Here is a 26,507-nt window from a genome sequence, read left to right as displayed (position 1 = left end):
ACACCCCTTATTGACAATCATTTACTTACTTAATTTAGTATATGACTTTTACTGCTAAATGTTAATTTGGTATTATATAATATAACATCACTTTTATTGTCTTTTCAACAATATTCTGCTTAACTATTATCAATAAATTACTACGTATTTATACTTAATTCGGTAATTTTAGATGATTATTAAATGGCTTCTTTTAATACAAGGATTTTATGCAGAAAAAGAACGAACATAAAACTATTTGCTCCTATTGCGGAGTTGGATGTGGAATTTTGGTGGAACAGGACGCAAAAGGCAATATCAGCGTTGAAGGAGACCCGGATTATCCAGTGAACAAGGGAATGCTTTGTTCCAAAGGAAAGAACCTTAACTATGTGGCACAGGATACCAGCGATCGTATTTTGTACCCGGAAATGAGGTGGAGTAGGAACCACCCTTTACAAAGAGTTTCATGGGATACGGCCTTTGACAGGGCTGCTGCTGTTTTCAAGAGCATAATTGAAAAACATGGTCCCGATAGTGTAGGCTTCTATGTTTCGGGTCAGTGTCTTACAGAAGAGTATTACTTGGTAAACAAACTGACCAAAGGCTTTATTGGCACCAATAATATTGATACCAATTCTAGACTCTGCATGAGTTCTGCAGTAGTGGGTTACAAAAAAATGCTAGGTGAAGATTCAGTACCTATTTCCTATGAGGATATAGAACTTTCTGATTGTTTTCTAATCGCCGGGGCAAATCCTGCTTGGTGCCACCCCATACTCTTTAGAAGAATAGAAAATCACAAAGAGAACAATCCCGATGTAAAAATAATTGTTGTAGATCCACGGAAAACGCAAACTTGTGCTTCTGCTGATCTGCATTTACAGATTTTACCAGGAACAGACGTAATTCTGTTCAATGCCATGGCGCGTTGGTTGATAGAAAAGAAAAAAATTGATAGGAATTTTATTAAAAAGCACACTGTAAATTTTGATGCCGTAAAGCAGTCTGCTTTTCAACTTTCTTTAAAAAAGGCAGCTGAACTTTGTGGTATTCCTGTAGAGGATATTAAAAAAGCGGCAATGTATATTGGCAATGCAAAAGCTTTCATAAGCATGTGGACCATGGGATTAAACCAAAGTGTCATTGGGGTCTCTAAAAATGTTTCTTTAATGAACCTGTCCTTGCTTACAGGTCAAATTGGAAAACCTGGAGCTGGACCTTTTTCGCTTACGGGACAGCCGAATGCCATGGGTGGTAGAGAGGTAGGTGGCATGGCCAGTTTATTGGCTGCACATAGGGAATTGGGCAATCCAAAGCACCGTAAGGAGGTGACGGATTTCTGGGGAGGAAAAGAAATAAAATCGGAACCCGGATATACGGCAACAGAGATGTTCGATGCCTTGGAAAGTGGTAAAATGAAAGCAGTGTGGATCATTTGCACCAACCCCATTGTAAGTATGCCCAATGTGCACAAGGCTGAACGGGCCTTAAAAAATGCCAGTTTTGTAGTGGTTCAGGATATTTCCCATAATTCCGAAACTACCAAGTTTGCAGACCTGCTCTTACCTGCTGCCGGTTGGTTGGAAAAGGATGGTACCATGACCAATTCCGAAAGGCGTATAAGTTATCTTCCCAAAGTGATCGATGCACCAGGGGAAGCTTTACCAGATTCCGAAATTTTATGGAAGTTCGCCCAAAAAATGGGGTATCATGGATTTGATTATAAAGACGCCAGTGAAGTATATGACGAACATTGCCTTTTAACAAAAGGCACAGAAATAGATATATCGGGACTTTCCCATGAGCGATTAAAGCGGGAAGGTAGTTTTCAGTGGCCAGTTCCACATAGCACACATGTGGGTACTCCCAGATTGTTTACGGATTTTCAATTCTTTACCAATGACAAGAAATCGCACTTTAACGCCCCTGCTTCACTATACAATAAGTCTGAAGTAACAACCCCTGAATATCCCTTAATACTCAATACCGGTAGGGTAAGGGATCAATGGCATACCCGTACCAAAACGGGGAAAGTTAAGCGGCTACTTACCCATATTCCAGATCCATATCTGGAAATGAACAAGGTTGACGCCTATTTGCGGAAATTAAAAGATGGGGATATTGCGGTCATAAAGAGTAGAAGGGGAACGGTTCGAGTTAAAGTAAAGGTGAATTTCGACATCCGTGAAAAGGTAGTATTCTTACCCATGCACTGGGGCAAGGTGCTCAACAATGATTTTGGAAGGGCTAATAATTTGACCAATGATCTCGTTGATCCCGTTTCCAAAGAACCAGATTTTAAATATTGTGCAGTAGAAGTCGCAAAATATATAAAACCCAAACAAAAGATCATGATAATCGGGGCAGGAGCCGCGGCATATAGATTTATTCAAACCTATAGGGAGAAAAATGAAGTGGATGAGCTCCATGTATTCTCCAAAGAAAAGGATCCATTTTACAATCGGGTATTACTCCCGGAATATGTGAGTGAGGAACTCTCTTGGGAAGCCTTGGAAAAATTAAAGAAGGGAGAACTGCAAAAGTTGGATATCACTCTACATTCAGGGATAGGCATATCTGAGATAGATAGGAAAAATAAAACCATAATGGACGACAATGGTTTTGAATATTCCTATGATACTCTCATTATGGCAACAGGTAGTCGTGCTTTTGTGCCAAGTGAGGTGCAAATAAATATGCCTGGCCGCTTTACGATGAGAGAACGAAGTGACGCCGATAAATTGCGTAAATATCTACAGGATACAGGGCTGCCGACGGAGGAACAACATGTGGTTATCGTTGGGGGTGGCCTTTTGGGCCTAGAGCTGGCCGCTGCACTAAAGAATAGAAATGTTAATATCAGCATCATCCAACGTGCCCCTAGATTAATGGAAAGACAGTTGGACCGAATTGCAAGTCGACTATTGGCGGAAGATGTTAATGACCGGGGAATAAAGGTTTATTATGACAATGAAGTAAGTACCGTATTTGAGGAAAGGGATGACAAAAATTCCCTGTCGATTACCCTAAAAACGGGAAGGACTATAAAGTGCAATGCTATAGTTTATGCCATAGGTACACGCCCCAACATTGAATTGGCAAAACATTCCGAGCTTAAAACCGGAAGGGGAGTGGTGGTCAATGAATATTTACAGACCAATGATCCCAATATTTTTGCTTTGGGCGAAATTGCGGAATTTAAGAATGCCTTATTTGGAATAACCTCTGCCGCCGAACAACAGGCAGATACGGCGGCCAAATATATTTTGGGAGACTTTAGCAGTATCTATAACGGATCAATCTTAATGAATATTCTAAAGTTCGAAAACCTAGATCTTTGTAGTCTTGGTATGGTGAACGCACCCATGGATGATAATAGTTATGAAGAAATAATCCTGATGGATGTCAGTAAGAAATATTATAAGAAATGCATTGTTAAGGATGATACCTTAAAAGGTGCCATTTTAATGGGGGATAAAAATGAGTTTGCCGAGTTTAAGAGACTCATTGAAGAGGAAATTGAACTATCTGAAAAGCGAAATGAACTGCTTAGAGGACAATCCAATTCGGTTCCCTTAAAAGGCAAATTAGTTTGCTCCTGCAGTCAGGTCGGGGAGGGCAATCTAATAGAAACCATCAACGGAGGTTGTGAGGACTTCTCTAAACTCTGTTCAGAAACTGGAGCCGGATTAGGGTGTGGAAGTTGTAAACCGGAGATACAGGATATACTGCGCAAACAATTACAAACTGTTACTTCATAAAATATAATATTATGAATGATGATTTACATAGAATACTGATCAAAGGGGGGGTAACCTCTCCAGGAGAATTAAAGGATATCATTGCCATGTTGGAAGCAGGCGGGTTGAAAGAGGTGTTTTTTGGATCCAGACAAGATCTATTGTTTCCTTTGCAAAATGCCAAAGAGGAACAATTGGAACAAATATCCAAATTTAATACAGATATAGTTGCTGATAGAAGCTATCAAAACATAGTAAGTTCCTATGTGTCCGCGGATGTTTTTGATATGACCTACTGGCTAAAAGGTTCTACCTATCTGTATATTTTGGAGGGTTTTGATTATCTGCCCAAGTTGAAGATCAACATTACCGATCCAAAGCAACGTTTAGTTCCAATTTTTAGCGGTAACCTAAACTTTATAGCTTCTGACAATGAGGATTATTGGTACCTGAACGTTAAGTTGCCCCACTGGAACAAATCTGTTTACTATCCGGTCCTAATTTATAGCTGGGACATTAATACAGTGGCTAAAGCCATTGAGGAAATATATGTGGACATTGCGGATATAGATGAACTATTTTTTGTTCTCAATAAAAAGTTGGACACCAATAATAGGACTATTGAGCGGGAACTGGAGATTCCCTATATTAAATTTCCTTATTATGAAGGAATGAACCGGATGGGGTTGGATCAATATTGGCTGGGTCTATATTGGAGAAACAATAGATACGACCTTGATTTCCTAAAAAAACTTTGTGGGTTTTGTTTAGACAATAGTATTGGAAAAATATGTATTACTCCATGGAAATCCTTCATAATCAAGGGAATTAAGAGTGCTAGTAGACCCGAACTGGAGCGTTTTTTGGGACAAAAAGGAATAAATATTCGTCATTCACAATTGGAAATGAACTGGCATCTACCTGTAGATGATATGGAAGCCTTGGAGTTAAAAAAATTCTTGGTACTCAGCTTTGATCAGAACGACATAAGTACTTATGGACTTACCTTTGGGATAAGCAATGAAACAGGTAAACGAACCCATTTCTCCTCCGTTATTATTGAGAAAAATACCCAACCCACTATAGTTCAGGATTTTGCAGTGAGGCCTACTTATAACGTATTGCATTTCAGAAATTTTGACCCCAATACCCAAGAATATCAGGTGTATGCACAAGACGTAGATAAGATAGAACTTCCGGGCCTTTTAATGGAACTTAGTAAAAACTACTTCGATCAGTTGGGAAGGGTTGTAACTAAGAAAGAGGCTCCTAAGGTTACAAATGTTGACCAATTGAAAGAAGTCTATCAATGTACCTCTTGTTTCACCGTTTACGATGAGACCTATGGGGATGCTAAATCACAAATTCCTGTTGGAACAGCATTTAAAGACCTTGCCGAGGATTATTGTTGTTCTGTTTGTGGGGACCCTAAAGCCGGATTTGAGAAAATGAAACTGCAGATATTGTAAGCCTGATATGATTTGGAAGAAATAATTTGGATAGATATTATAAAGTTTACATTTCAGACCCAGTATTTTCAATTGAACCAATTTTTATTTAAATCAAACACTGTATTATTAAGATATTTCCAATGAATTACCTAAAGCTTTCAGATCTTATCACCGAATCGATTTCTGCCTAGCACAAATCCTGACTAAAACCTATATGAACTAGGCCTGACCAATATTTAAAAACTCCTGTTTTTCGATAATTTTTCTTGAATAACCTTAATCTTTCCTTGCTATCGGGAATACAAAATATATTGCTAAAAAACACATTTACTTTCCAGATATACACACAATTATTTGCACTGAAAGTCAATCCCTATTGCTATTATAATTACAACCAAAACCAATCATAAATACTAAATTTTTGATAGTGGTAATACAGGCTAAGTAGGCATGTTTTTAAGTCCAAAACACATTTTTTAAGGACTAAAATGATCGTTTGTACAAATGGCCTTTGTTCAGTACAAAAGAGGTGTGTGGTCAGATATAATTGGTCTATTCCCAGTCCTACACCACAATAAAATGCAGTTTCACAACAAAACAATAGTTCTGGTACTTAATAGAGAAAAACAGCTGCAATATATTGAACTTCTGTCCCGTTATAAGGTCTTTCCTACAAGAAGGAATAAAAAGTACTTTTTAACTGCAATTATAATATAAGGGGCAATATCATGATAAAATCGACCGCAAAGCTGTTACTGCTTATCCTGTTGTTTAGTTTTAATTCTGGGAGTAGCATCGCTCAGGTAACCAGGAGTTTACAAAATACCAATTTTAATTCCTGCGGCAGCAGCCTTCCTCAATCCGAGCTCAATCTTGGCAATTTGGTTTTGACCGAATCTTTGGTAACGGATTTTGGTACAGGTACCTATACCTTTTTTATTGAGGCTCCTTCTAATTTTGCAATTAATGCCACTACTATACTTAAATCGGGGGCAGATATTACCAATGCCGTTGTTGTCCAAGATCCTGGAAATACCTCTAGGTTGCAAGTAACCCTTACGGTTGCCGCCCAAATAACCAAGGATATTATTACTATTGAAAATATTAGAATTCAACTAAATTCCGGCGCTACAACTACAAACGGTAATTTGAAATATATTTTAAATGGGAATGCCAATAAAATAAATGCATTTGTAGATGCCCAAAATTTGGCTACCGTTTCTTTCACTCCATTAACTGGAGGTACTGGGGTAGACCAACAAGTATGCGCCATTAATGACGTTCAGAATATAAGTATAACTGGATCCAATATAACCCAAACCAGAACTTTTGTATGGGAAAAGGATGTAAACGGAACCTGGACGGCCATTGCCAATTCCAACACGGAAACCCTATTGGTTAACAAGTCCACTTTCCCTAATGGAATTAGCAGATACAGACGATTAACCTCCTTTACGTTATACGGGGAGTCATGTACACAGATCAGTACCCCGGCAACCATTACAGTAAATGAAATATATGCAGGCAGTATTACCGATGGAACCGGTCAAAATGTTTGTGCTACACAAACACCCCAACAATTGAGTACCTCTGGGGATGTTGCTGTAACACCAACAGGTACCACAACCTATCAATGGTATAAAAACGATTCTGGCCCATGGGCCCTAATTCCCGGAGCAACAAATAATTCCTATCAACCTACCGCCTTATCCGTAACTACCTCGTTTAAAAGAAGAGTTACCAACGTCCTAAACGGGTTTAGCTGTTTTAAAGAAACACCTGCCGTCTCCATTATAGTAAATTCTGCGGTTTTAGGTGGTACTGCCACAAATCAGAATATCTGTGCGTTAAGTGACCTTCAATTATTAACTATAAATAATGGGGAAAACAATGGAACCTATCAATGGCAAAAATATAATGGAAGTAACTGGGCAAATATAAGTGGAGCTACCCTTAGCACTTATAACGCAAGTTCTAACCTAAATCCAGGCATTCAAGAATTTAGAAGGGTTACCACTGTTTCAGGTGCAAGCTGCCAGGGTATTAGTAGTGTAGCTACAATTACTTATACCAATTTTGGAGTTGGAAGTATTACAGGAACCGAAACGGTGTGTTACAATGCCGCCCCAAACACAATTACATCTGACACCAATGCAACTGGTTCAGGAAGTATTTCCTATAAATGGGAACGATTTAACGGAAGTTCTTGGACTACAATTTCCGGAGCCAACAATGCGGAATACCAGCCAACTGCCCTTACCCAATCGACTACCTTTAGAAGACAAGATAGTATACTATTAAACGGGTATACCTGTTCAGATTACACCAATGAAATAGTAATTACCGTTCTAAGTCAAATAAATGGTGGAACAACAAGTACAAATCAAACTATTTGTGCAGGTGAAAATCCCAATTCCATATCCGTTAGCGGCGGTACGGCTGCTGGCCCAAACATAACCTATCAATGGCAATCTGGAACTACCGGTAATTTTACCAATATAAATGGGGAAACCAATGCTACCTATAGCTTTGCGGTTGCTCCAACGGTCACTACAAAATATAGAAGACAAACTATAATTACCAATAATTCCAAAATATGTTTGGAGAATTCAACTGAGACAACTGTTTTTGTAAACACCTTGAATACAGGCGTAATTGGTAATAATCAAAATGTTTGTGCTGGACAGGCATCAAGTACTTTGGTAAATGTATCCAACACTACAGCCGCAGGAAATATAACTTATGCCTGGGAATCATCAACGGACAACGGTGTAAACTGGAATGTTATAGCCTCTGCAACAGGTGCTACTTATACTCCAGGGGTACTTGCAGTATCCACCAAATATAGAAGACTGGATACCACTACACTGAACGCTAAGGTTTGCTCCAACTATACCAACGTGTTGACCATAAATGTAGCAGGCACAATTGCCGGTGGAGAGGGATCTGCGGACCAAGCGGTATGCGAAGGCGAAACACCATCAACAATTTCTGTTACAAACGGTACAGCTGCAGGGGTAGGGGTGAATTTTCAGTGGTATTCTTCCACTGATAATGTAATCTACACTGTAATATCAGGAGAAACTGGAGAGGATTTAAACTTTTCCTCGGGATTGGCAACATCTACTTATTTTAGAAGAAATGTAACTTCTACCAGTAATGGAAACACCTGTGAAGCCTCAAGTCTTCCTACATTGGTGACTTTAATCTCACTTTCGGAAGGAACAATTGCCCAAACACAAACGGTATGTGGGTCAAGCAATATTCCACCAATTACAAGTACGGCCAACGCCACTTCTAATGGAACAATAAGTTATACTTGGCAAAATTCGCCAGATGGTACTACTTGGTCCGATATTGCAGGTGCCAATCAGTCTACCTATACACCTGTCAACACCAATGAATTGGCAACCTATTTCAGAAGAAAGGCCACAGCTACCTTGCAAAGTACCACTTGTGAAGTAATAACACAACCGGTAATAGTGTATGTAAATAAATTTGACAATGCACCTAGCCATAACATCACCTTTTCTTCTGGGGCAGCTGGAAGTACGGAAGTTTGTAATTCGGGAGACCCTCAACCTTTTAGCACCAACTTTCAATTGATTGCCTCAGGAACTTTAACCTATCAATGGCAGAATTCCAATGACAACATCACTTTTAACGATATTTCTGGAGCTACCTCGGTTTCATTTGATCCACCAGTTGTTACACAGGATATTTACTATAGAAGAATAAGTACCTCAACCTTAAATGGTGTTCAATGTAGTGTGACCAGTAATGTTTTGGAAATAATCAATGGAGGCGATGCCACGGGAGGAACCATTGGAACAACAAATGCTAACGGCACAAATGGAACCAATGAAGAAGTTATATGCGAAGGAAATGACCCTAGCATAATTCAAGAGCTGACCCCTTCAACCGGGCAAACATTAACCTATCAATGGTATGCCAACGGGGCATTGATCTCGGGTGCAACGGGAACAAGCTACGATCCACCGGCCAACCTAACATTTACGAAAACTTACATTAGAACTACTACTAGTACCGATATTTCCGGAGTGGAATGTAAAGTGGATAGCAATCCAGTTGTAGTCTTGGTGCCACAGGCCAAAAATCTAGGAAACTCTATGACTATTTGTTATAATTCCATGGCCCCTACGCTAGGAAACCCTAGTGCTATAGAAGGACTTCCATATTTAACTTTTCAATGGTACGATTCAAATGATGGACTTACATTTAACCTTATAACAGGTGCAACCAACCCTACCTATTCCCCTGCAACGGCTTTGACAAGCGATAAATGGTACCGCAGGGATTACCAAACTACTGTGGACACTTTTGTTTGCGGACCATACCAAGAAAGTAATGTTATTAGAATTTTTGTTAATGATGTAGACGGAGGCACCATTTCAGGAGATCAAAAAATATGTTACGGATATGATCCCGCGATATTGGGCAATACTGTTAATGGTACGGCCGATGGGGTGTTAAAATATCAGTGGTACTCTTCTGTGGATAATAGCAACTGGGGAATAATTAACGGAGCGGTCAACAGTAGTTATGACCCACAAGCGGGTAATTTTCCAACGACCTATTTTAAGAGGACTACATCCTCCACTTTTAACAATGTGGTTTGTTCTGAAGATAGCAATACCGTAGTGGTGCAGGTTACAGAACCATTATTGCCAGGAACATTGACTAGCGACCAAACCATCTGTGAAGGGGTTGTACCGGCTGCATTAACTGTTTCCGGCGGCAGTAATTTTGTAGACCAAACCTATAATTGGTTTTCTTCTCCAAATGGCACAACTTGGACAGATATTGCTGTGAGTTCTGCCTCTTATACGCCACCGATACCCACGGGAACAATGTTTTATAAAAGAAGTATTACCAGAACTTCCTTAGTGGATAAAACCTGTGTGGTAGAATCGAACCCAGTAAAAGTAACACTCAATTCCGTTTATGCCGGTAAAATAACGGACAATCAATCGGTTTGTGAAGGAGGTCAGCCACTGGATATTGTGGAACTTGAGTCCGCTACAGGAGCTGGAACCTTGACCTACCAATGGTGGTCTGCACCAGATAATCAAAATTACACTGTAATATCTGGGGCCACTCAAAGAAATTATACACCTCCAAGTACGTTGACCACCTCAACCTATTTCAAAAGAGTGGTAACTAGTACTATCAATGGAGTGGGTTGTAGTGATGAATCGTCGCCAAAAATAGTAACGGTAATACCTTATCCTATAATTAACAACGATGCCATTATCGACAACGATATTAGCAATGTAAGTTGTAATGGAGGTAATGATGGTAGTATTGTTATACCCAACGCAAGAATTACCGGGGGTAATACCGCAAAAAAACAAATAAATACTATATCCCTGTTTGGAACCCCAACATTAAATAATACGTATAGTATACTAATTGATGGAAAGGTTTATGACCATAAAGTTATCTTGAATGGCATTAATCAGCCACAGGATAATAACGAGGTGGCTGCTGCACTTGCACAGAAAATCAACACGGCAACAGGACCTAACCTAAGCTCGGTAATAGCCTCGACCAATTTCCATGAGATTATATTGACGGCAAAAGTTGCCGGAATTGGATTTACCGCTTACGTTAGCACAGGAACTGACCCCAATGTCAGTTCATCCAACGTAATAACGCAGTCCAATTCGGTAGCCAATACCTATGTATGGTCCAAGATTGGGGATAACAGCTTTACTGCATCCACATTAAGTATTAGTAATTTAACAGCGGGGGTTTACCAATTAACGGTGTACAACGAATTCTGCGGAACTACATCCTCCCCTTTCCTTGTATCGGAACCAGAAGTATTGACCTTGACTATTGGAGACACCTGTAATACAGCCATTTCGGCTACTAGCACTGGTGGTATTGCACCTTTTACCTATACGCTTACAAGGCCCAACGGTACAACATTGGTGCAGACGTCCAACAATCCCAATATTACCTACACTAATTTAACGGGCGGAGCTACCTATAACGTTAGTATTAAGGATGCCTCTTGTGCCATACAGGAATCACAATCGGTTACCTTGCCATTAGGATTGCAATTTAATCAGGCTTCCGTAGTAGTAGAAAATGCGACCTGTTTTGGTCAAAATGATGGAAGTATTAGTTTAAACATTGGAGCTACCACAGTAACAGGTGGTTATCCTCCCTATAATTTTAGTTGGACAGGACCAAACAATGCCAACTATTCAACGCAAAACATTAGCAATTTGGCTCCCGGAGTATACGTACTTTCTGTAACCGACCAAATTGGATGTTCCACAACATATACAGCAAATGTAGCTTCCAAAGCAGTACTAGAAATAAGCAATGTTCAAGTGACCAACGCACAACTACAATGTGCCGGAGACGCCAATGCAGAAATAAGTATACAGATAAGTTCCGACACAAGTAGTCAGTTGCAGATAAACTGGTACAAAAACGGAACAAGTTACTCAACAAATAACACTAGTCTTACCAATTTGGGAGGCGGAAGTTATGAAGTGGTTATAATTGACACAAACAGTGATCCTAATACGCCATGTACGGTTAGGCAGACCTTTATAATTACCGCTCCTACCGTATTTAGTGCAACAAAAGTGGATACCGGGAATTCTAGTTGTGTTGATGCCAACACCGGACGAGATTTTACTTTTAGGGTGCAGGGAGGTACATCACCTTTCCAATATTCTGTTGATAGTGGAACTCCTGTTATCTTCAGTAGTTCGCAAACCACGATTAGCGCTCTTTCCAACAACAGTCATGTAATTGAGGTAACCGATACCAACCAATGCGTGGTACAAACGTTTACCATGGAGAGTTATGAGCCTATGGATTATACCGGTTCCAAATCTTATACCATTCCTTCTTGTGAAGTTAATTACGCATTCAGCTTGAATACCAATTTGATTTCAGGAGGAAAACCTTTTGTGGATGGGAGTAACAACCCGTATTATTTTTACGATTGGAGAGGTCCTAACAATTTTGTGGCCCAGGACATCACCAGTTTTGATGCCGTTGCAGGCTCTTATTGGTTAACCATTACCGACAGTAATGACTGTTCCTCTCAGGAAATAGAATTTATCTTTAATACCACCTATACTCCGATTGTTGTAAACAATACAATAACTCCTGTAAGTTGTGGAGCTACCAATGATGGTGCTATTTCCATTGCAGTAAGTGGTGGTCTAAGACCATATACCATTACTTGGGAAAAAGAAACGGCTGGTACAGCTAACAATCCCGATCCAGTGTTTACTCCTTTCGGTCAAAACATAACCCAGTTGAGTGGCTTGGAAGAAGGTAGATTGAGGCTGACCGTTACAAGTAATATAAACGGCTGTTCCAATGCGGATCCAGCTTACTATTATCGAGAAATTATCACGATTAACAAAACGCAATCATTGCAACTTCTTGATGGACCATATTTGGATGAATCCCTATGCTTGGGTAATCCTGGCAGTATTTCGGTTTCGGTCTTTAATAGCCAGCCGGGCGATCTTAGCTTTTATTATGAAAATGCACTTGCACCTTCTGTTAAAACAGGTACAAATACCTATACCGTACAAATTGGAAATCCATTGGCAGACGCTTCGTTAAACGTGGTCAATGATCAAGGGTGTGGAATAACGATGCCAATTAGTTCTGGTGTCACAGATCCAATATTCAGCTATACCTCGGACGAGTATGAAATAACAGGTCTACTAATGGCCAAGGAAGAGATTCGATTCAGTATAAATAGTGAGCCGGGTTATGGCAATGCTTCATGGGATTTTGGAGATGGAAGCCCAATTGTAAACGTAGACCCTGTTAATGACGGAATTATGACTACGCATAACTATAGCTACCCGGGTATTTTCATTACAACGCTAACGTTATTTAATGAACAGGGTTGTAGCAAAACCGTAGAACAAAGCCTACAGATTGGTAACGGTTATGATGTAATGTTCCCTAATGTTTTCTCAGCGAATGCTGATGGTATAAATGATTATTTCCAGGGAGAATTCACTGGAATGGCCTCATTTACCTTTCAAATTTATGATATGTGGGGGGCCTTAATATATAGTGTAGCCCATGACTACGACGGTATGCCCGTAAATTGGGGATGGAACGGTAATTACAGTTCTGGTAAACCCTATAAAAATAAGTCTTTCCGATATTTATTTGTAGGAACCACCAAAGACAATAAACAAATAACCAAAACCGGCGAAGCCTCAATATTACGCTAGAGATGAAAAAACTAAATCATATATTCCTCCTTCTAATTCTAATTTCGTGGGGGGCCAGTGCACAAGAAAAATTCGTACATAACCTTAGTAAGTTACCTGCATCATTGAACCCTAGTTTTCATGCCTTTAAGGACAAGACCAGAATAGGGGTATTGGCAGAATTTGCAAGTCAAAATCAAGGAGCACAATCACAACATAAATACGCCTTTGGCTCAACAGCCTTTGAAGAATATAATTTTCAATTGGGTGTGGATTTGTTTAATAATAACCTTAATAACTCTGGATTTAACTATACTTCGGCTGCCTTAAGTTATATGTACAAATTGGTTTTGAAAAACGATTGGATCCTATATCCTGGCATAACGGCAGCCTATAGCAACTATAGGTACGATTTTAACAATCTTACGTTTCAGGATCAAATTAACATCTTTACAGGGCAAATTAGTGCTAATACCATTGATCCTATTACAGCCGCAGAAAATATAGGGTATTTGGATATGGGTGCTTCAATATTGGTGCATAATGATATTAATATGCTATTTGGACTTTCTCTTAAACATTTGAATCAGCCAAGGATATCATCCAAGCAGAGTGAAAATAATGTGAATTTGAACATGCTTATTTCAGGGCAATTCGGATATGAATTGAACATCAATAAATATGGTCAAGCCAAATTGCCCGAATACTCCTATTTATATTTGTTCAATGCAGTATCTGTACAAGGTCCAAATACTAGATTGGATTTTTATCAAGATTTCACCCTCGGTAATTTCAGTATTGGTATAAATGAGCATCTCAATTACATGGAAAATGCTTCGTTCTCGGAAATAGGATTTGCTACTAGCTTAACCCTGGAGACGTTTGAATTTGGATTAAACTATAGAGTGCCCTTTGGCGGTGAAGCTAAACAGATTATTCCAAATTCTTTGGAACTATTCTTAGTCTTTGATATCTCGAGATTTAAGGAGCGTAGACGATCGGACTATAGTAAGTTTTATTAACTAAGGTCTACTTGAACGCAGGTCAAATGAAGATGAAATAGAATACTTAAAGACGGAATAATTTCTTAGCATTTTCATATAATATTTTACGTTCGGTTGGTTTAGATACTAGTCTTCGGATCTCAGCAATATCCAGGGTGCCCGAACAACTTTTTGGATCAGAGCCTGTTGGGTCTGCACAATCACTTCCATACAATAATTTGTCCTGGTGTCTTTCCAAAAAAGCTTTCGCATGGTCTTCATCTCTTTTAAGGGCATTAAGACCTGAGCCCGCAGAAAGATCGCCATACATGTTCGGATAATCACTAAGATAACGGTCGGTAATTCCTCCTGGGGTAACAGGTTTTTTAGGATAAAGGATAGATTGATCTGTATGATATTTGTCAATATTAGCCCACCAAGTCTGCGCATGGCCAATGAAATTTACTTTAGGATATTTCTCCAACATTTTATAAAATCGTTCGAAACCATAATTATACATTTCATGCTGCCAATGCATTAGTACCGGTACATTATAGTTTTGTGCCAGTTGGTAAATTTTTTGCATCTCGGGCGAATCACAGGTGACGCCAAATTTTAATTCACCAATAACCACCGCTCCCAATTTTAAATATTTTTCAATCTCATAAAGCCCATCTTTCATGTCTGGAACAGCGCAAGCACCAAAGCGGAATTCCTTCTTATGTTGGCTTGCAAATAAGTAACATTCTGCATTTCCGCCCGCTTCAGCTTGCAATCCATTGGCTATGCCTTGATGAGTAGATGGCGAATTTACCGGACGACCTGATGGCAATAGAATAGTTGTAGTAATGCCCATTGCTCTTTGATGTGCAAGCAGTTGTTCATCTGTACGTTGCACATAATGAGTGTGCTGATGAATGTCGATTATCAGTTCTTTTTTGATGTTTGAAATATCAGTAAATGCGTTTAGTTTTAAAGAAGTGCCCAGCGCGAACAAACTAGTACCTGCTATAAATTCACGACGGGAAAATCCTTTATTTGATTTTGACATAAGAACAAATTTAATGGGGGAGTGGTTAGAACATTTTCTACTTTTTTCTGAATTTTTTCAATTATGTAGTAATGGCCGCCCATTGAATACAGTGACCCTCGACATAAACCGGTCCTTTAAATAGGATGCACCTCCCACATTTTTCATTTGACTTTGGAGGGATATAGAGCGCGCAATTACCACAAGAACTATTAGGAACGGCAGATTGTTTTACATATCCTAAGCTTTGGCGCTTTTTAATTTCCCCGTCGCTTATACCAATTAGATCATTACAAGGGTCTTCTAGGGTGCTTTGTATCTTGTTCTCACTTTCATTACTGGAAGATTCATTTGTACCGCGACAGTTAAGAAAGAGGGCGCCCCCTAAAAACAAACTCCCTGTCTTAAAACATTTATTTATAAATTTCCTTCTGGAATAGTCTTTATTCCTCATTTTTAAAACTGTTTTTTAATGGATATAATTTGACGATAATAATAACTGTTTGCGTCATCTTTCATGGAAACCCCCATAATTTTGTTACAACTATTTCTTTATGCCGTAAAGCCGCATTCTATCTGGCTATAAAAAACTATTTATTCTGCATACATTATTTTTAAATCTCGAATTGCTTTAGCTGCATTGCTTTCTGCTTCTGATCCAATGGTTTTTAATTCTTCTTTTATGGTATCTCCCAAGCCTTCCGATTTTCCAATTCCTTCGAGCAATCCCTTAATACCTGCCGACTGCCAGCTAGCCGAATATGATAGCGAAGGTTGATCTAGGATGCTAATTAAACCAAAAACCTGACTTTTATCATTACGAGCACCAATTACATAAGAACAAGTTTCAATAAATTTTAGCTTCCACGATGAGGAGTCCTTAAAAAAAGAATTCTTCTCCAAGGATTTTAAAAGGTCAATACCTGATCCAGCTTCTGAACTCAATACTGCTGTCCTGAACCATGGACTCTGTCCATGTAGTTCCAACGCTTTTGCCAGAGCGGGTATCACCGTGTTATCTTTAAATTGACCTATACTCAGAGTAGCTTGGAATGCGACCCGGATTGAAGAGTCGTTAATCATTTCTTCCAACTGGGATAAACAACTAGGAAAGCGTTCGGCAAGGATCGCAGCATTTTCTCGAACTCCTGCTGAAGGATCTTTCATTGCCATCTTCACAGTAGCTGCATCCAGAGCATCCATTCCTTCTAAAACATATAAGGCATGTAATCTGAATCTTGGTTTTTTACTTTGGGAAAACAAAGTGCTTACCTCTTGTAACACACTTTTATCCTGGCGCTCCAATAGAAGCCTTTGAGCTGTTAGGTTCCACCATCGATTTTCATGCTGCAAGGCTTTAACCAGTTCGGAAGAAGACGCTTTGGTGAGATTAGGGTTCACCGGCTTGTATGCACCTTCATCCACAGGTACTATTCTGTAAATACGCCCGTATTCATTCCCGGCGTCGAAGTCCATGGTCTCTTGCAGGTCTTCAGGGATAGACATTGGTGTTTCAATATGTTGCCGGTACATATCCATAATATATAGATAACCATCTGGGCCTACTGAAAAATTTGCAGGTCGAAACCACGAATCCGTAGTGGCCATAAATTCCTTATCTTTTTCCTTTTCGCCTTGCTTTGCTACCATATAAGGTACACTATCCGCAACGGAAAGAATATCCCGGTGCACCAAGTTGCCTGCAACATCGCCTGTGAAGATATTACCATAATATTCTTTTGGAAACTTATCGCCATCGTAGTACGTACCACCTGAAGCCCCCGTAAAATGACCCCTTGCATATTCTACCCTGTCAAGGTTATTTTCCTGGTAATCCTTATTACGTCGGTCAGAACGTACCTGTCTCCAGTATGGCGTTTCACTTAATTGGTGCATAAGCGGATCATGGTCCGAAATATTTTGAATCGTACTTTTAGCAGAAGTTGGAAGAAAAGGGTTTCTTTCAAGGTATCTCAATGGAACCACCACCTCGCGAATGTGTAAGGAATTGGCTGTAAAAAACCGATGGCCCCAATCGTCTATTGCAAGTCCAAACTGGCCTGGTCCTGTACTACGTTCAAATTCATTCCGGTCGAGCCGAAAGCGAAAATCGGCACCCTGCACATTTAACCGGGGCGCATCAGGTCTGCGGCTAAAACTTATTTCACCTGCCTGCCCGCCATTATTCGCATAAATCCAATTATCAATACCAAACCGAAGATTGGTAACTTGCACCTCTTCATTCTTATTAAAGAAACCGGTAAAAAGAATCTCTTTTACATCAGAACGGCCATCTCCATCAGTATCCTTATAATACGTGATATCAGGTGCTGCACATACAAGCAGGCCACCCTTCCAAGGCAACACACTTGTTGCCTCCCTAAGACTGTCTACAAAAACTGTAGACGTGTCGGCCTTTCCGTCGCCATTAGTGTCCTTTAACATAACGATTTTCCCTTTTCCTTTTACAGAATCATCCTTGTAGGCATCCAACATGCCCACAACGTAAGCATTTCCATCTCCATCGTACTGCATGGACACAGGGTCTATAACTAAAGGTTCTGATGCGAATATTTCCGCCTTAAAGTTTTCTGCAAACTGAAATGTTTTCATGGACTCTTGCGGACTCAGTGGTCCTTCATACAGCGGCTTTCGTTTACAGGAAACCAAAATCACTACAAATACTATCAGAAATTGTAGATTAACGACTAAGTACCTTGTTATTGTTCTACCTATATTTTTAATCTGAATAATTGTATTGTTAGAGAAATTTATGGTTATTATTTTTTTCAGAATTATTTATTTGAAGGGTTAATATTAGGCTTAATGATGTAAAATATAGATGTTCTTTACTCACTAAGTGAGATTTGAATGCCCCGGCGCCTGCCCTTTCCGTTCAGGCGGGCGTCGAAATGTTACAAGGAGTTTCTTTTGATACCTCATGGGCTTGCCCTGAGGTAATTGACTCGAAAATACTAAAAAAGTTCTTACAGAATCCAAGTTGTCCGATGAAAATCTAAAGTAGTACAAAAAACCTTGCCATTGTCTGTTTTACACAATTGGGTTCTTATTTGTACAACTGCCACACTTAGTGTCGAAAAAAAATTGCTTTATTTTTAGTTTTTAATATCTAGAGGTTTAAAGAATGTAGAAGACCGTAATACAATAAGTTTCATTAAAATGTTATAATAGATACTCCAATTGGTTAGACCTATTCTTTTAAAAATAAATAAAAATTTAAAGTGATATCGTTTTTAGTAAATGTTCTGGATACGACATTCCTATCATTATTTAGTCACAAAGATTTCGGCAATCCAATTAAATAAAGTCTTTTTTGGATATTACAACCTATAAATTGATAATAAATAAAAATAAATAGTGTTTTAATTCACACTTTTTCTGCAATAATAGGATAAATTCATTCGTAGAATACCTTTTTGCAAGTAATTTCGACTAATATCAGCTGTACTATAAATAAAGTTTTTATTCAGGATGATAATAGACCTTGAATTAGTTTTTACGACTAAAGTGAAGGTTTACAAACTTGTATTTTCAATTACTAAATAAAATTTACTACGCTTAATCAGTTAGTTAACAACTACTTAAACACAATATTTATTGGTTGACTACATTTAATTAATAAAATTAAATTCAATAAACACTCCACCAAATAAACCCGAAGTATACCTTTTAATAATGTTGAAAATTCAACCAAATTATTAATGCAAACCTTTGCATTAATAATTTGGGAAAGCCATAGGAGGTTAGTTATATTTTTTGTTGATTTGACTTGCTCTCAATATGGATTAAGCTCATAAAATTGTGCAATTATTTCGTAATAAGAAATATTCTTAACTATTTGTTAATGCAAAAATCAAGTTTTTAAGAAAAAAATTTATAAATTAGGGTTGAAAAAAATCGGGAAATGCGGTCACATTCCCCGAAAATTTAAGAAGCGATTAAAACTAATGTCTAACCACTTAAAGCAATACAAAGATATGAAAAAACCTCAGTAACTTATTCGGTTTGCCTCCATTTTTATGCTATAATTCTACTAAAAAAATCCTAGTTAAACTTCAACTTATGAATTTTGTTAGTGATTTTTTGCTCCTGCTATAATAGTATAATAAGAGCATTATAGGAAATCGGCAATAATCGATAAGCTTTTATAGAACATCTTTACTCTTCAGTGAATGGTAGTATCGGGCAAATTGTATTTAGCGCTATACAGATGATTCTTAATATTCTACAGCAATTTTTTATTTCTTCTCCATTCAGAATATGAACCAACATTCTTTATAAGGGATTAAATGTCTTTACTTGCTTAAACGTTTAAGTCATACCGTCTTGAAATATATTAGTACAAGGGAAAATCAACTTAAAAATTATTATAAACATGAAATTTAAAATTAATTTAAGACAAAAGCCAAGGGTTGGAAGCTTATTCCTGTTAGCAGTACTATATGCTTCGGGAATACAAATTACGTATGCCCATAAGATTGACGTAAAAACAATTTTCGAAGTTAATTTTCAGTCTACCACCGTTACCGGTGTAGTCAGTGACGACAACGGTACTCCGCTACCTGGTGCCAGTGTGGTCGTAAAGGGCACTGCCACGGGAACAGTTACCGATTTTGATGGCAATTATTCCATTGAGGTGGGTTCATCTGGAACATTGGTTTTCAGTTATATAGGTTACAAAACTGTTGAAGTAGTGGTCAATGGAAAGTCCGTTATAAATACCATCCTCCCTATAGATGCAACCCAGCTGGATGATGTGGTAGTGGTAGGTTATGGTACCCAGAAAAAAAGTGAGGTAACTTCATCTATTTCGCAGATAAACGGTAAGGATTTTCAAACATCCACAGCTTCCAATGCAGCTATGGCGTTACAGGGCAGGGCCTCGGGTGTGGAATTTGTTAATTCTGGAACACCAGGAAGTACACCTAGCATCAGAATCAGGGGAATTGGAACAATAAATAACTCTCAACCTCTTATCGTTTTGGATGGGGTACCTGTATCTTCTGATATGTTATCACAACTGGCTTCTTCAGAAATACAATCTGTGGAGATACTCAAAGATGCGGCATCGGGTGCTATTTATGGTACGCGTGCAGCTAACGGTGTTGTTTTAATTACTACCAATACGGCAAGATTTAACGAGAAAACAACAGTAAGACTTAATGCCTCTACGGGTTTTAACAGCGTCATAAATAAGTATCCTGTAACCAATGCGGAACAGCTTTACGAATTAAAACGTGAAAGATACGTTATGGACGGTCTTCCCATTGACCCAAATTCGCCATGGGCAGATGAGTACTACAATCAGACTAGAACGGATTGGCAAGAAGAAATGTTCCGGGACGGTATTTTTCAAGATTATAATATGAACATAAGTGGTGGTTCAGAAAAATCGACCATTAATGCCAATATTTTTTATAGGGATGAAGAAGGCACCCAGATAAATACCTACTTTAAACGCTTGGGGATTTCTTTGAGAGGTACACAGAAAATATCAGATCGATTTAGAATTGAGGAAAATATAAGGATTACCAACAATCACACCTTATTGACGCAGGACGACGGTGGAACAGGAACCTCTCAAACTATCTATTCTTCCTATAGATTTATGCCCGCTATCCCAGTAAAATATGAAGATGGCAGTTATGGTTCTGGAAAGGCTTCCACCCAATTGGGAGATATGTGGAACCCTGTATATAAGGCAAAGGAAGAATGGAGACATCGATATAAATTTAATACGCTGATAAGTATGAAAGCGGATTATGATTTTACCGATGAATTAACGCTTACAGCTAGGGCGTCTTATCAAAAATCTACTTCCAAATATGAAGCCTTTCAGAACATCACTCCAGATCAGTCAAGAACGGAAAACCTACCTATACTTAGGATCAATACGGATGAAACCACTGTCACCCTGGGAGAATTATTTACTAGCTATAAAAAATCTACAGGACTACACAACATAGGAGCTGTACTTGGGATATCCGGACAAGTAGATAAAGGTCATTTCCTTAATATGTCCGGGGAGGGTTTTGCCTCTGTAGACGAAAACCAATTGGTAATGGATAATGCTTCTATCATAAAAGGCGGTGGGAATGATTATTTAGCCACTGGATTGGCCTCCGCATTTGTACGTGGAACCTACGGTTACAATGACAAGTATTATTTGTCCGCTATTTTTAGGGCAGATGGTTCTTCAAGATTTGCGGATGGAAATCGTTGGGGGTATTTCCCTTCAATTTCCGGTGGATGGAGAATTTCCAATGAAAGCTTTTTGGCAGATGACCCAACAATTTCCAACATGAAACTAAATGTAGGTTGGGGACAACTAGGGAATCAAAATGTAAATGCCTTTCAATATCTAAATGTATATAATAAGGATACCGAATATGTTCTGAACGACACCAATTTAACCGGAACCCGATTGGCATCTTTTGCGAATCCAGATATTACTTGGGAAACCACAAGTGCGTTAAACGTTCTATTGGAGCTAGGCCTTTTCAATAATAAATTTAATTTGGACGTTGCCTATTTTGACAGGTTAACTACAGATATGCTAATTCCCTTACCTGGTCTGAATACTGCCGGTTTGGTAGCTATTCCCGATTCCAATATTGGAGAAATGCACAATTCTGGATTTGAAATTGAACCATCCTATGTTGGACAAGTGGGGGATTTGAATTTTGAATTAGGGGTGAATGCCACTATAATAAAAAATGAAGTAACCAAACTTTACGGCTCAAGTAAATTTATTTCTGGAGGAGATCAGACCAGAACTTATGAAGGAGAACCGATTAGTTCATTCTATGGCTGGAAAACAGATGGTATCTATCAAAACCAAGGGGAAATTGACAGTGATGCCAATATTTCAAGTGACGCACGTAGAGCAGATATTACTCCTGGTGATGTTCGCTTTGTGGATACCAATGGGGATAATATTGTTGATGAAAAGGACAGGGTGCATATAGGAGATGCCAACCCTAGTCTACTTCTAGGCTTTCATGGAGATTTAAACTATAAAGGGTTTAACTTTTCAGCTGTGTTCAGTGGGGCATTTGGACATGATCTGTACGATGCCATGATGATGCGGGGAATTGACCCAACACAAAGCGCCAACATGGATGCAGTGGCCTACCAGAGATGGACTGGCGAAGGAACTTCCAATACCTATCCAAGAATGTCCACCATTCGTGCAAATGACAATTACAGAGTATCTGAATTAGGCATTAAAAGCGGTAATTACCTTAGAATGAAAGATGTAGTTTTAGGCTATACCATTCCTGAAACTATTACAGATCAGATAGGAGTAAGCAATATGAAATTTTATATTTCTGGACGTAACTTATTGACCTTTACTAACTTTGATGGAGTAGATCCTGAAGAAAGTGGGACAAATAATTTGACTCGTGGAGTTATTTATAACAATTATCCTCAGTCCAAAAGTGTTGTTCTTGGTGCTAACATTACATTTTAATTTTAAAGCTATATAACGATGAAAAAGTATATAATTATATTAATTGCAATAGTCATGACAACTTCATGTGATGATATATTGGAACAGGATTTAGTTGGGAAACGAACTGATCAAGATTATTGGACTACCGAAGCCGATATGGTAGACGCATTGGCCGGTGCTTATGGACAATGGGCTACAAGGGCGTTGGGTATGCACGACCTATTCTTTGACAATCAGGGGGATGACCATTGGAGAGCGGGAGATCATGCAGAAGACGAGGAGATTGAAACTTTTAACACCAATCCCTCCAACTATAAGCTAAGGGATACCTATCGATATAAATATGAGGTGATCAGTAGTGCCAACGGTATTTTGATCAATGGTCCAAAAGTAAAGGAATTAGGAGCTATAGGTGATGCTTCGTACAATTCAATTATGGGACAAGCCTATTTTTTACGGGCATATGCCTATTACCGCTTATATCTTATACACGGACAAGTTCCCATAATTACAGAAGAAAATGTTTTGACCAATGAATACAACATTCCAAAATGTGAGTCGCCTGAAATTTTGAGTGATTTTATATTGGCCGATTTGGAAAAGGCTGTTGGTCTTCTTCCTTTGAACAATGTTGCCGGAAGTGTTGGCAAGGGTGCTGCTTGGGCAGTAATGACGTCCATATATATGCATAGGGCTACAGAATACAACAATACTGAATTTTTGAACAAGGCAATTACAGCGGGTCAAAATGTTGTAGACAATTATCCCTTAGCGGACGATTATCTTTCCCTTTTTCGTGAAGGTAATCAATATTTAAAGGAAAACCTTTTTATCATGATGAACGATATGGATTGGATCAACCAAAGCATAATGTCCAAACACAGAGGTCCTAGACCATGGGGGATGTATGGGTTCCAGGAGCCTTTGGATGATTTGGTAAACGAATATGAAGCTGGAGACATTAGGAAAAGTGTAACCATTATTTCTGATGGCGAATTTTCGCTTCAAGGTTCTTTGGGACTGATAGAACACACTTCAGATTTAACCAATACAGGACATAGTTATTTTAAATATATGGACTGGACGGAATCAGGTAACTTTAATCATGGTCTAAATATTCCATTTTTAAGAGCGGCCGATACCTATTTGTTAGTAGCAGAGGCACAAATCAGGTTGAATGGTGCAGGTGCTGGGGATGATTTGATAAACGCTGTGCGAGAAAGAACTAGTTTAGCTCCAGTATCCGGAGCGGATATAAATGATTTGATCCACGAGACAAGGGTAGAACTGGCCGGTGAAAATTTCCGCTACCAGAATCTAATCAGATGGGATAAAGCAGGGATATATGATTTGGAAGAATTCCTGGCAAGACCGGAAAAAATGATTCCAAGTGATGTAGGAAGGAAAGTTTGGAATGGCCCTAAAAATTATTATCAGCCGCTATATCAAACGGATATTGATAATTCGGATGGTGTACTAGTACAGAATCCCGAGTGGGTCAATTAACAAAGTATGTATTAGTCAAGGATGAAAGGTACAACCAATTATTCTTGACTAATTCCAATTTAATATCTTATATATTTGATTTTCATATATATAGATGTATTATTTTTATAGAACCGATGCCTATCCTTTATAGGGTTTTATTAAAAATGGGGGCTGAGGACTAATACTTACAGCTTTAATTGTTATTGAATAAATTCCCCAAACAATATTTTAGTCAGCTATTACAATGGCTAAGAACTGAATTATCATTTGGGGAATTATTTTATAATATTATTCACGTTAAAAGCTCATGAAAACTCTCTTATAGACGATTCAGATTCCATAAGGATCCTTAATAAAATTTAAAACATTATTCATATGAAGCATAAAGGCCTAAAAATTATTTCAGGAGTGTGTATTCCTATTTGCCTTATTCTGTTATTTTCATTCAATCAAAATTCATTTAAAGAGGAAAATTCAACCAAGGGTAGTCAAATTAAATTGAATGTAGCAGCCTATAACGTGGAATTTAGTGACAAGGGAACTGCTGAGGAAATAGGGGAATTACTTAAGCCATTCAATTTTGATGTAGTCTGCTTTTCAGAAGCTCCGGGAGGTAATTGGACTAAAAAAGTTGGATCCGTAATGGGGCTAAATCACGTAATTGTCGGCAAATATCCAACTGCTGGCCATAAAGACAAATATAAAACTATCGCCAGCCGTACGCCACTCTCAGGCTACGAAGAGGTTCTCATGGCAGATACATTACATACAGTAACTAGAGCAATTACCATTGTTAATGATAAAGAAATTGCATTGTACTCAGTTCACTTTCCTTTTGGGTGGAGAGATCAGGCACACATAGATGAAACTACTGGCAAAGTAACCGCCTTTGTAGACTACCTAAAAGAAAGACAAACAAAAGAAGTTTCAATCCTTATGGGCGATTTCAACTTCCTCCTTTCTACGGAAGATTACAGGAGTCCATATTATGAAATGTTTGTAGACATAGGAATGGTTGCCAGTTGGCGCGATTTAAATATAGATGTTATCCCATTGGGGTCTATGGTAAAATTTGAACAAGGAAAGCATAAAGCAGGTGGAGTCATAGATCATATTATGTATCCAAGGAATAAGGTCAAGGCTATTGATGGGAATATCATAGAAATGGTCCAGCCCTTATCCGATCATAAGCCCGTCTGGGCATTATTGCAAATAAAGTAACAATCATTAAAAAATTGATAATGAAAAAATGTATCACCCTGGTAATGATGTTCTTTATAACGTTTATGTTTTCCCAAACAACATCTAAAACAAATATTATGTCCTTTAATATTAGGTATGATGAACCAAATGACAAGGAACAGAACTGGCATCATAGAAAGGAAAATGTGGTAAAAATGCTTAAGTTTTATGATTTGGATATGATGGGTTTTCAAGAAGTATTGCTTTCCCAATTAAATTACCTCAAAACCAATTTAGAAGAGTATGCTGTTGTTGGTGTTGGCCGCGAGGATGGTGTGGACAAAGGTGAGTTTGTCCCAATATTCTATAGGAAGAACCGATTTGAAAAAGTTGAAACAGGTACCTTTTGGCTAAGTGAAACCCCGGATAAGGTGAGCAAAGGTTGGGATGCTAATTTAGAAAGAATCGTGACTTGGGTAGTTTTATTGGATAAAAGAAGTGAAAAGGAGTTCCTGATTTTAAACACACATTTTGATCATAGGGGTGTAGAAGCCCGAATAAAAAGTGCCCAATTATTAAAATCAAAAATAGTAGGCATTTCCAAAGGAAGACAAGTTATTCTTACAGGTGATTTTAACTCCTTACCTGATTCGGACGCAATACAAGGCTTAACGGATTCAACTGATGATGATAGCCTAGTTAACTCAGAAATGGTAGCTAAATTAACTTATGGTCCAAATTGGACCTCTCCAGGTTTCGACACCAAACCTTTTGATCAGCGCAGGGTTATTGATTATATTTTTTTAAAAAATATCTCTGCAGTAAATAGATATGCCGTTTTCACAGAGAAATTAAATGAAATTTGTTTATCCGACCATTGCCCGGTCTTTATTCAAATTGAAATGTAAATTGCTATGGTTTGTGTGAAAATTTTTCAAAT

Annotated in this window: 10 protein-coding genes; 8 read left to right on the top strand and 2 right to left on the bottom strand. The window is 38.5% G+C overall.

The features are described 5' to 3' along the window. Positions 1-209 precede the first annotated feature (209 nt). From CWD90_RS05310 to CWD90_RS05290, 4 genes are all read left to right on the top strand, one after another. A complete protein-coding gene (locus tag CWD90_RS05310; RefSeq protein ID WP_103474895.1) occupies positions 210-3,743 on the top strand; it encodes a nitrate reductase in 3,534 nt (1,177 codons plus the stop codon). A gap of 11 nt (positions 3,744-3,754) precedes the next feature. After that, complete coding sequence (locus CWD90_RS05305) at positions 3,755-5,191, top strand: rubredoxin (RefSeq protein ID WP_103474894.1); 1,437 nt, start codon at positions 3,755-3,757, stop codon at positions 5,189-5,191. A 710-nt stretch (positions 5,192-5,901) separates the two neighbouring features. After that, positions 5,902-13,428, top strand: a complete 7,527-nt coding sequence (locus CWD90_RS05295) for a T9SS type B sorting domain-containing protein (RefSeq protein WP_103474892.1) — start codon at positions 5,902-5,904, stop codon at positions 13,426-13,428. Between the two features lie 2 nt (positions 13,429-13,430). Next, positions 13,431-14,429, top strand: coding sequence for a type IX secretion system membrane protein PorP/SprF (locus CWD90_RS05290; protein ID WP_103474891.1), 999 nt, complete (start codon positions 13,431-13,433; stop codon positions 14,427-14,429). A gap of 46 nt (positions 14,430-14,475) precedes the next feature. On the opposite strand, the gene CWD90_RS05285 is transcribed toward CWD90_RS05290, so the two are convergent. After that, a complete protein-coding gene (locus CWD90_RS05285) occupies positions 14,476-15,441 on the bottom strand; it encodes an amidohydrolase family protein (protein WP_103474890.1) in 966 nt (321 codons plus the stop codon). Positions 15,442-16,014: 573 nt separating this feature from the next. After that, entirely contained in the window at positions 16,015-18,096 is a 2,082-nt protein-coding gene (locus CWD90_RS05275) for a PVC-type heme-binding CxxCH protein (RefSeq protein WP_449371717.1), read from the bottom strand. Positions 18,097-19,816: 1,720 nt separating this feature from the next. Between CWD90_RS05275 and CWD90_RS05270 the strand changes: the two genes are divergently transcribed. The 4 genes from CWD90_RS05270 (at position 19,817) to CWD90_RS05255 (ending at position 26,475) form a co-directional block, all read left to right on the top strand. After that, the gene (locus CWD90_RS05270; RefSeq protein WP_103474887.1) at positions 19,817-22,915 is read left to right on the top strand and encodes a SusC/RagA family TonB-linked outer membrane protein; all 3,099 of its coding nucleotides are present in this window, start codon (positions 19,817-19,819) and stop codon (positions 22,913-22,915) included. A gap of 18 nt (positions 22,916-22,933) precedes the next feature. Next, positions 22,934-24,403: a RagB/SusD family nutrient uptake outer membrane protein gene (locus CWD90_RS05265; RefSeq protein WP_103474886.1), complete on the top strand. Its 1,470-nt coding sequence runs from the start codon at positions 22,934-22,936 to the stop codon at positions 24,401-24,403. A gap of 357 nt (positions 24,404-24,760) precedes the next feature. Continuing rightward, positions 24,761-25,606 (top strand): endonuclease/exonuclease/phosphatase family protein, encoded by an 846-nt coding sequence (locus tag CWD90_RS05260; protein WP_103474885.1) that lies wholly within the window; start codon positions 24,761-24,763, stop codon positions 25,604-25,606. 20 nt (positions 25,607-25,626) lie between these two features. Further along, positions 25,627-26,475 carry an endonuclease/exonuclease/phosphatase family protein gene (locus CWD90_RS05255; protein ID WP_103474884.1) on the top strand — a complete coding sequence of 283 codons (849 nt, stop codon included), beginning with the start codon at positions 25,627-25,629 and terminating at the stop codon, positions 26,473-26,475. The last annotated feature ends 32 nt before the right edge of the window (positions 26,476-26,507 follow it).

It is taken from the genome of Arenibacter catalasegens (genome assembly GCF_002909235.1).
GTDB classification, from domain to species: domain Bacteria; phylum Bacteroidota; class Bacteroidia; order Flavobacteriales; family Flavobacteriaceae; genus Arenibacter; species Arenibacter catalasegens.
This window is presented reverse-complemented; position numbering and strand designations above follow the sequence as displayed.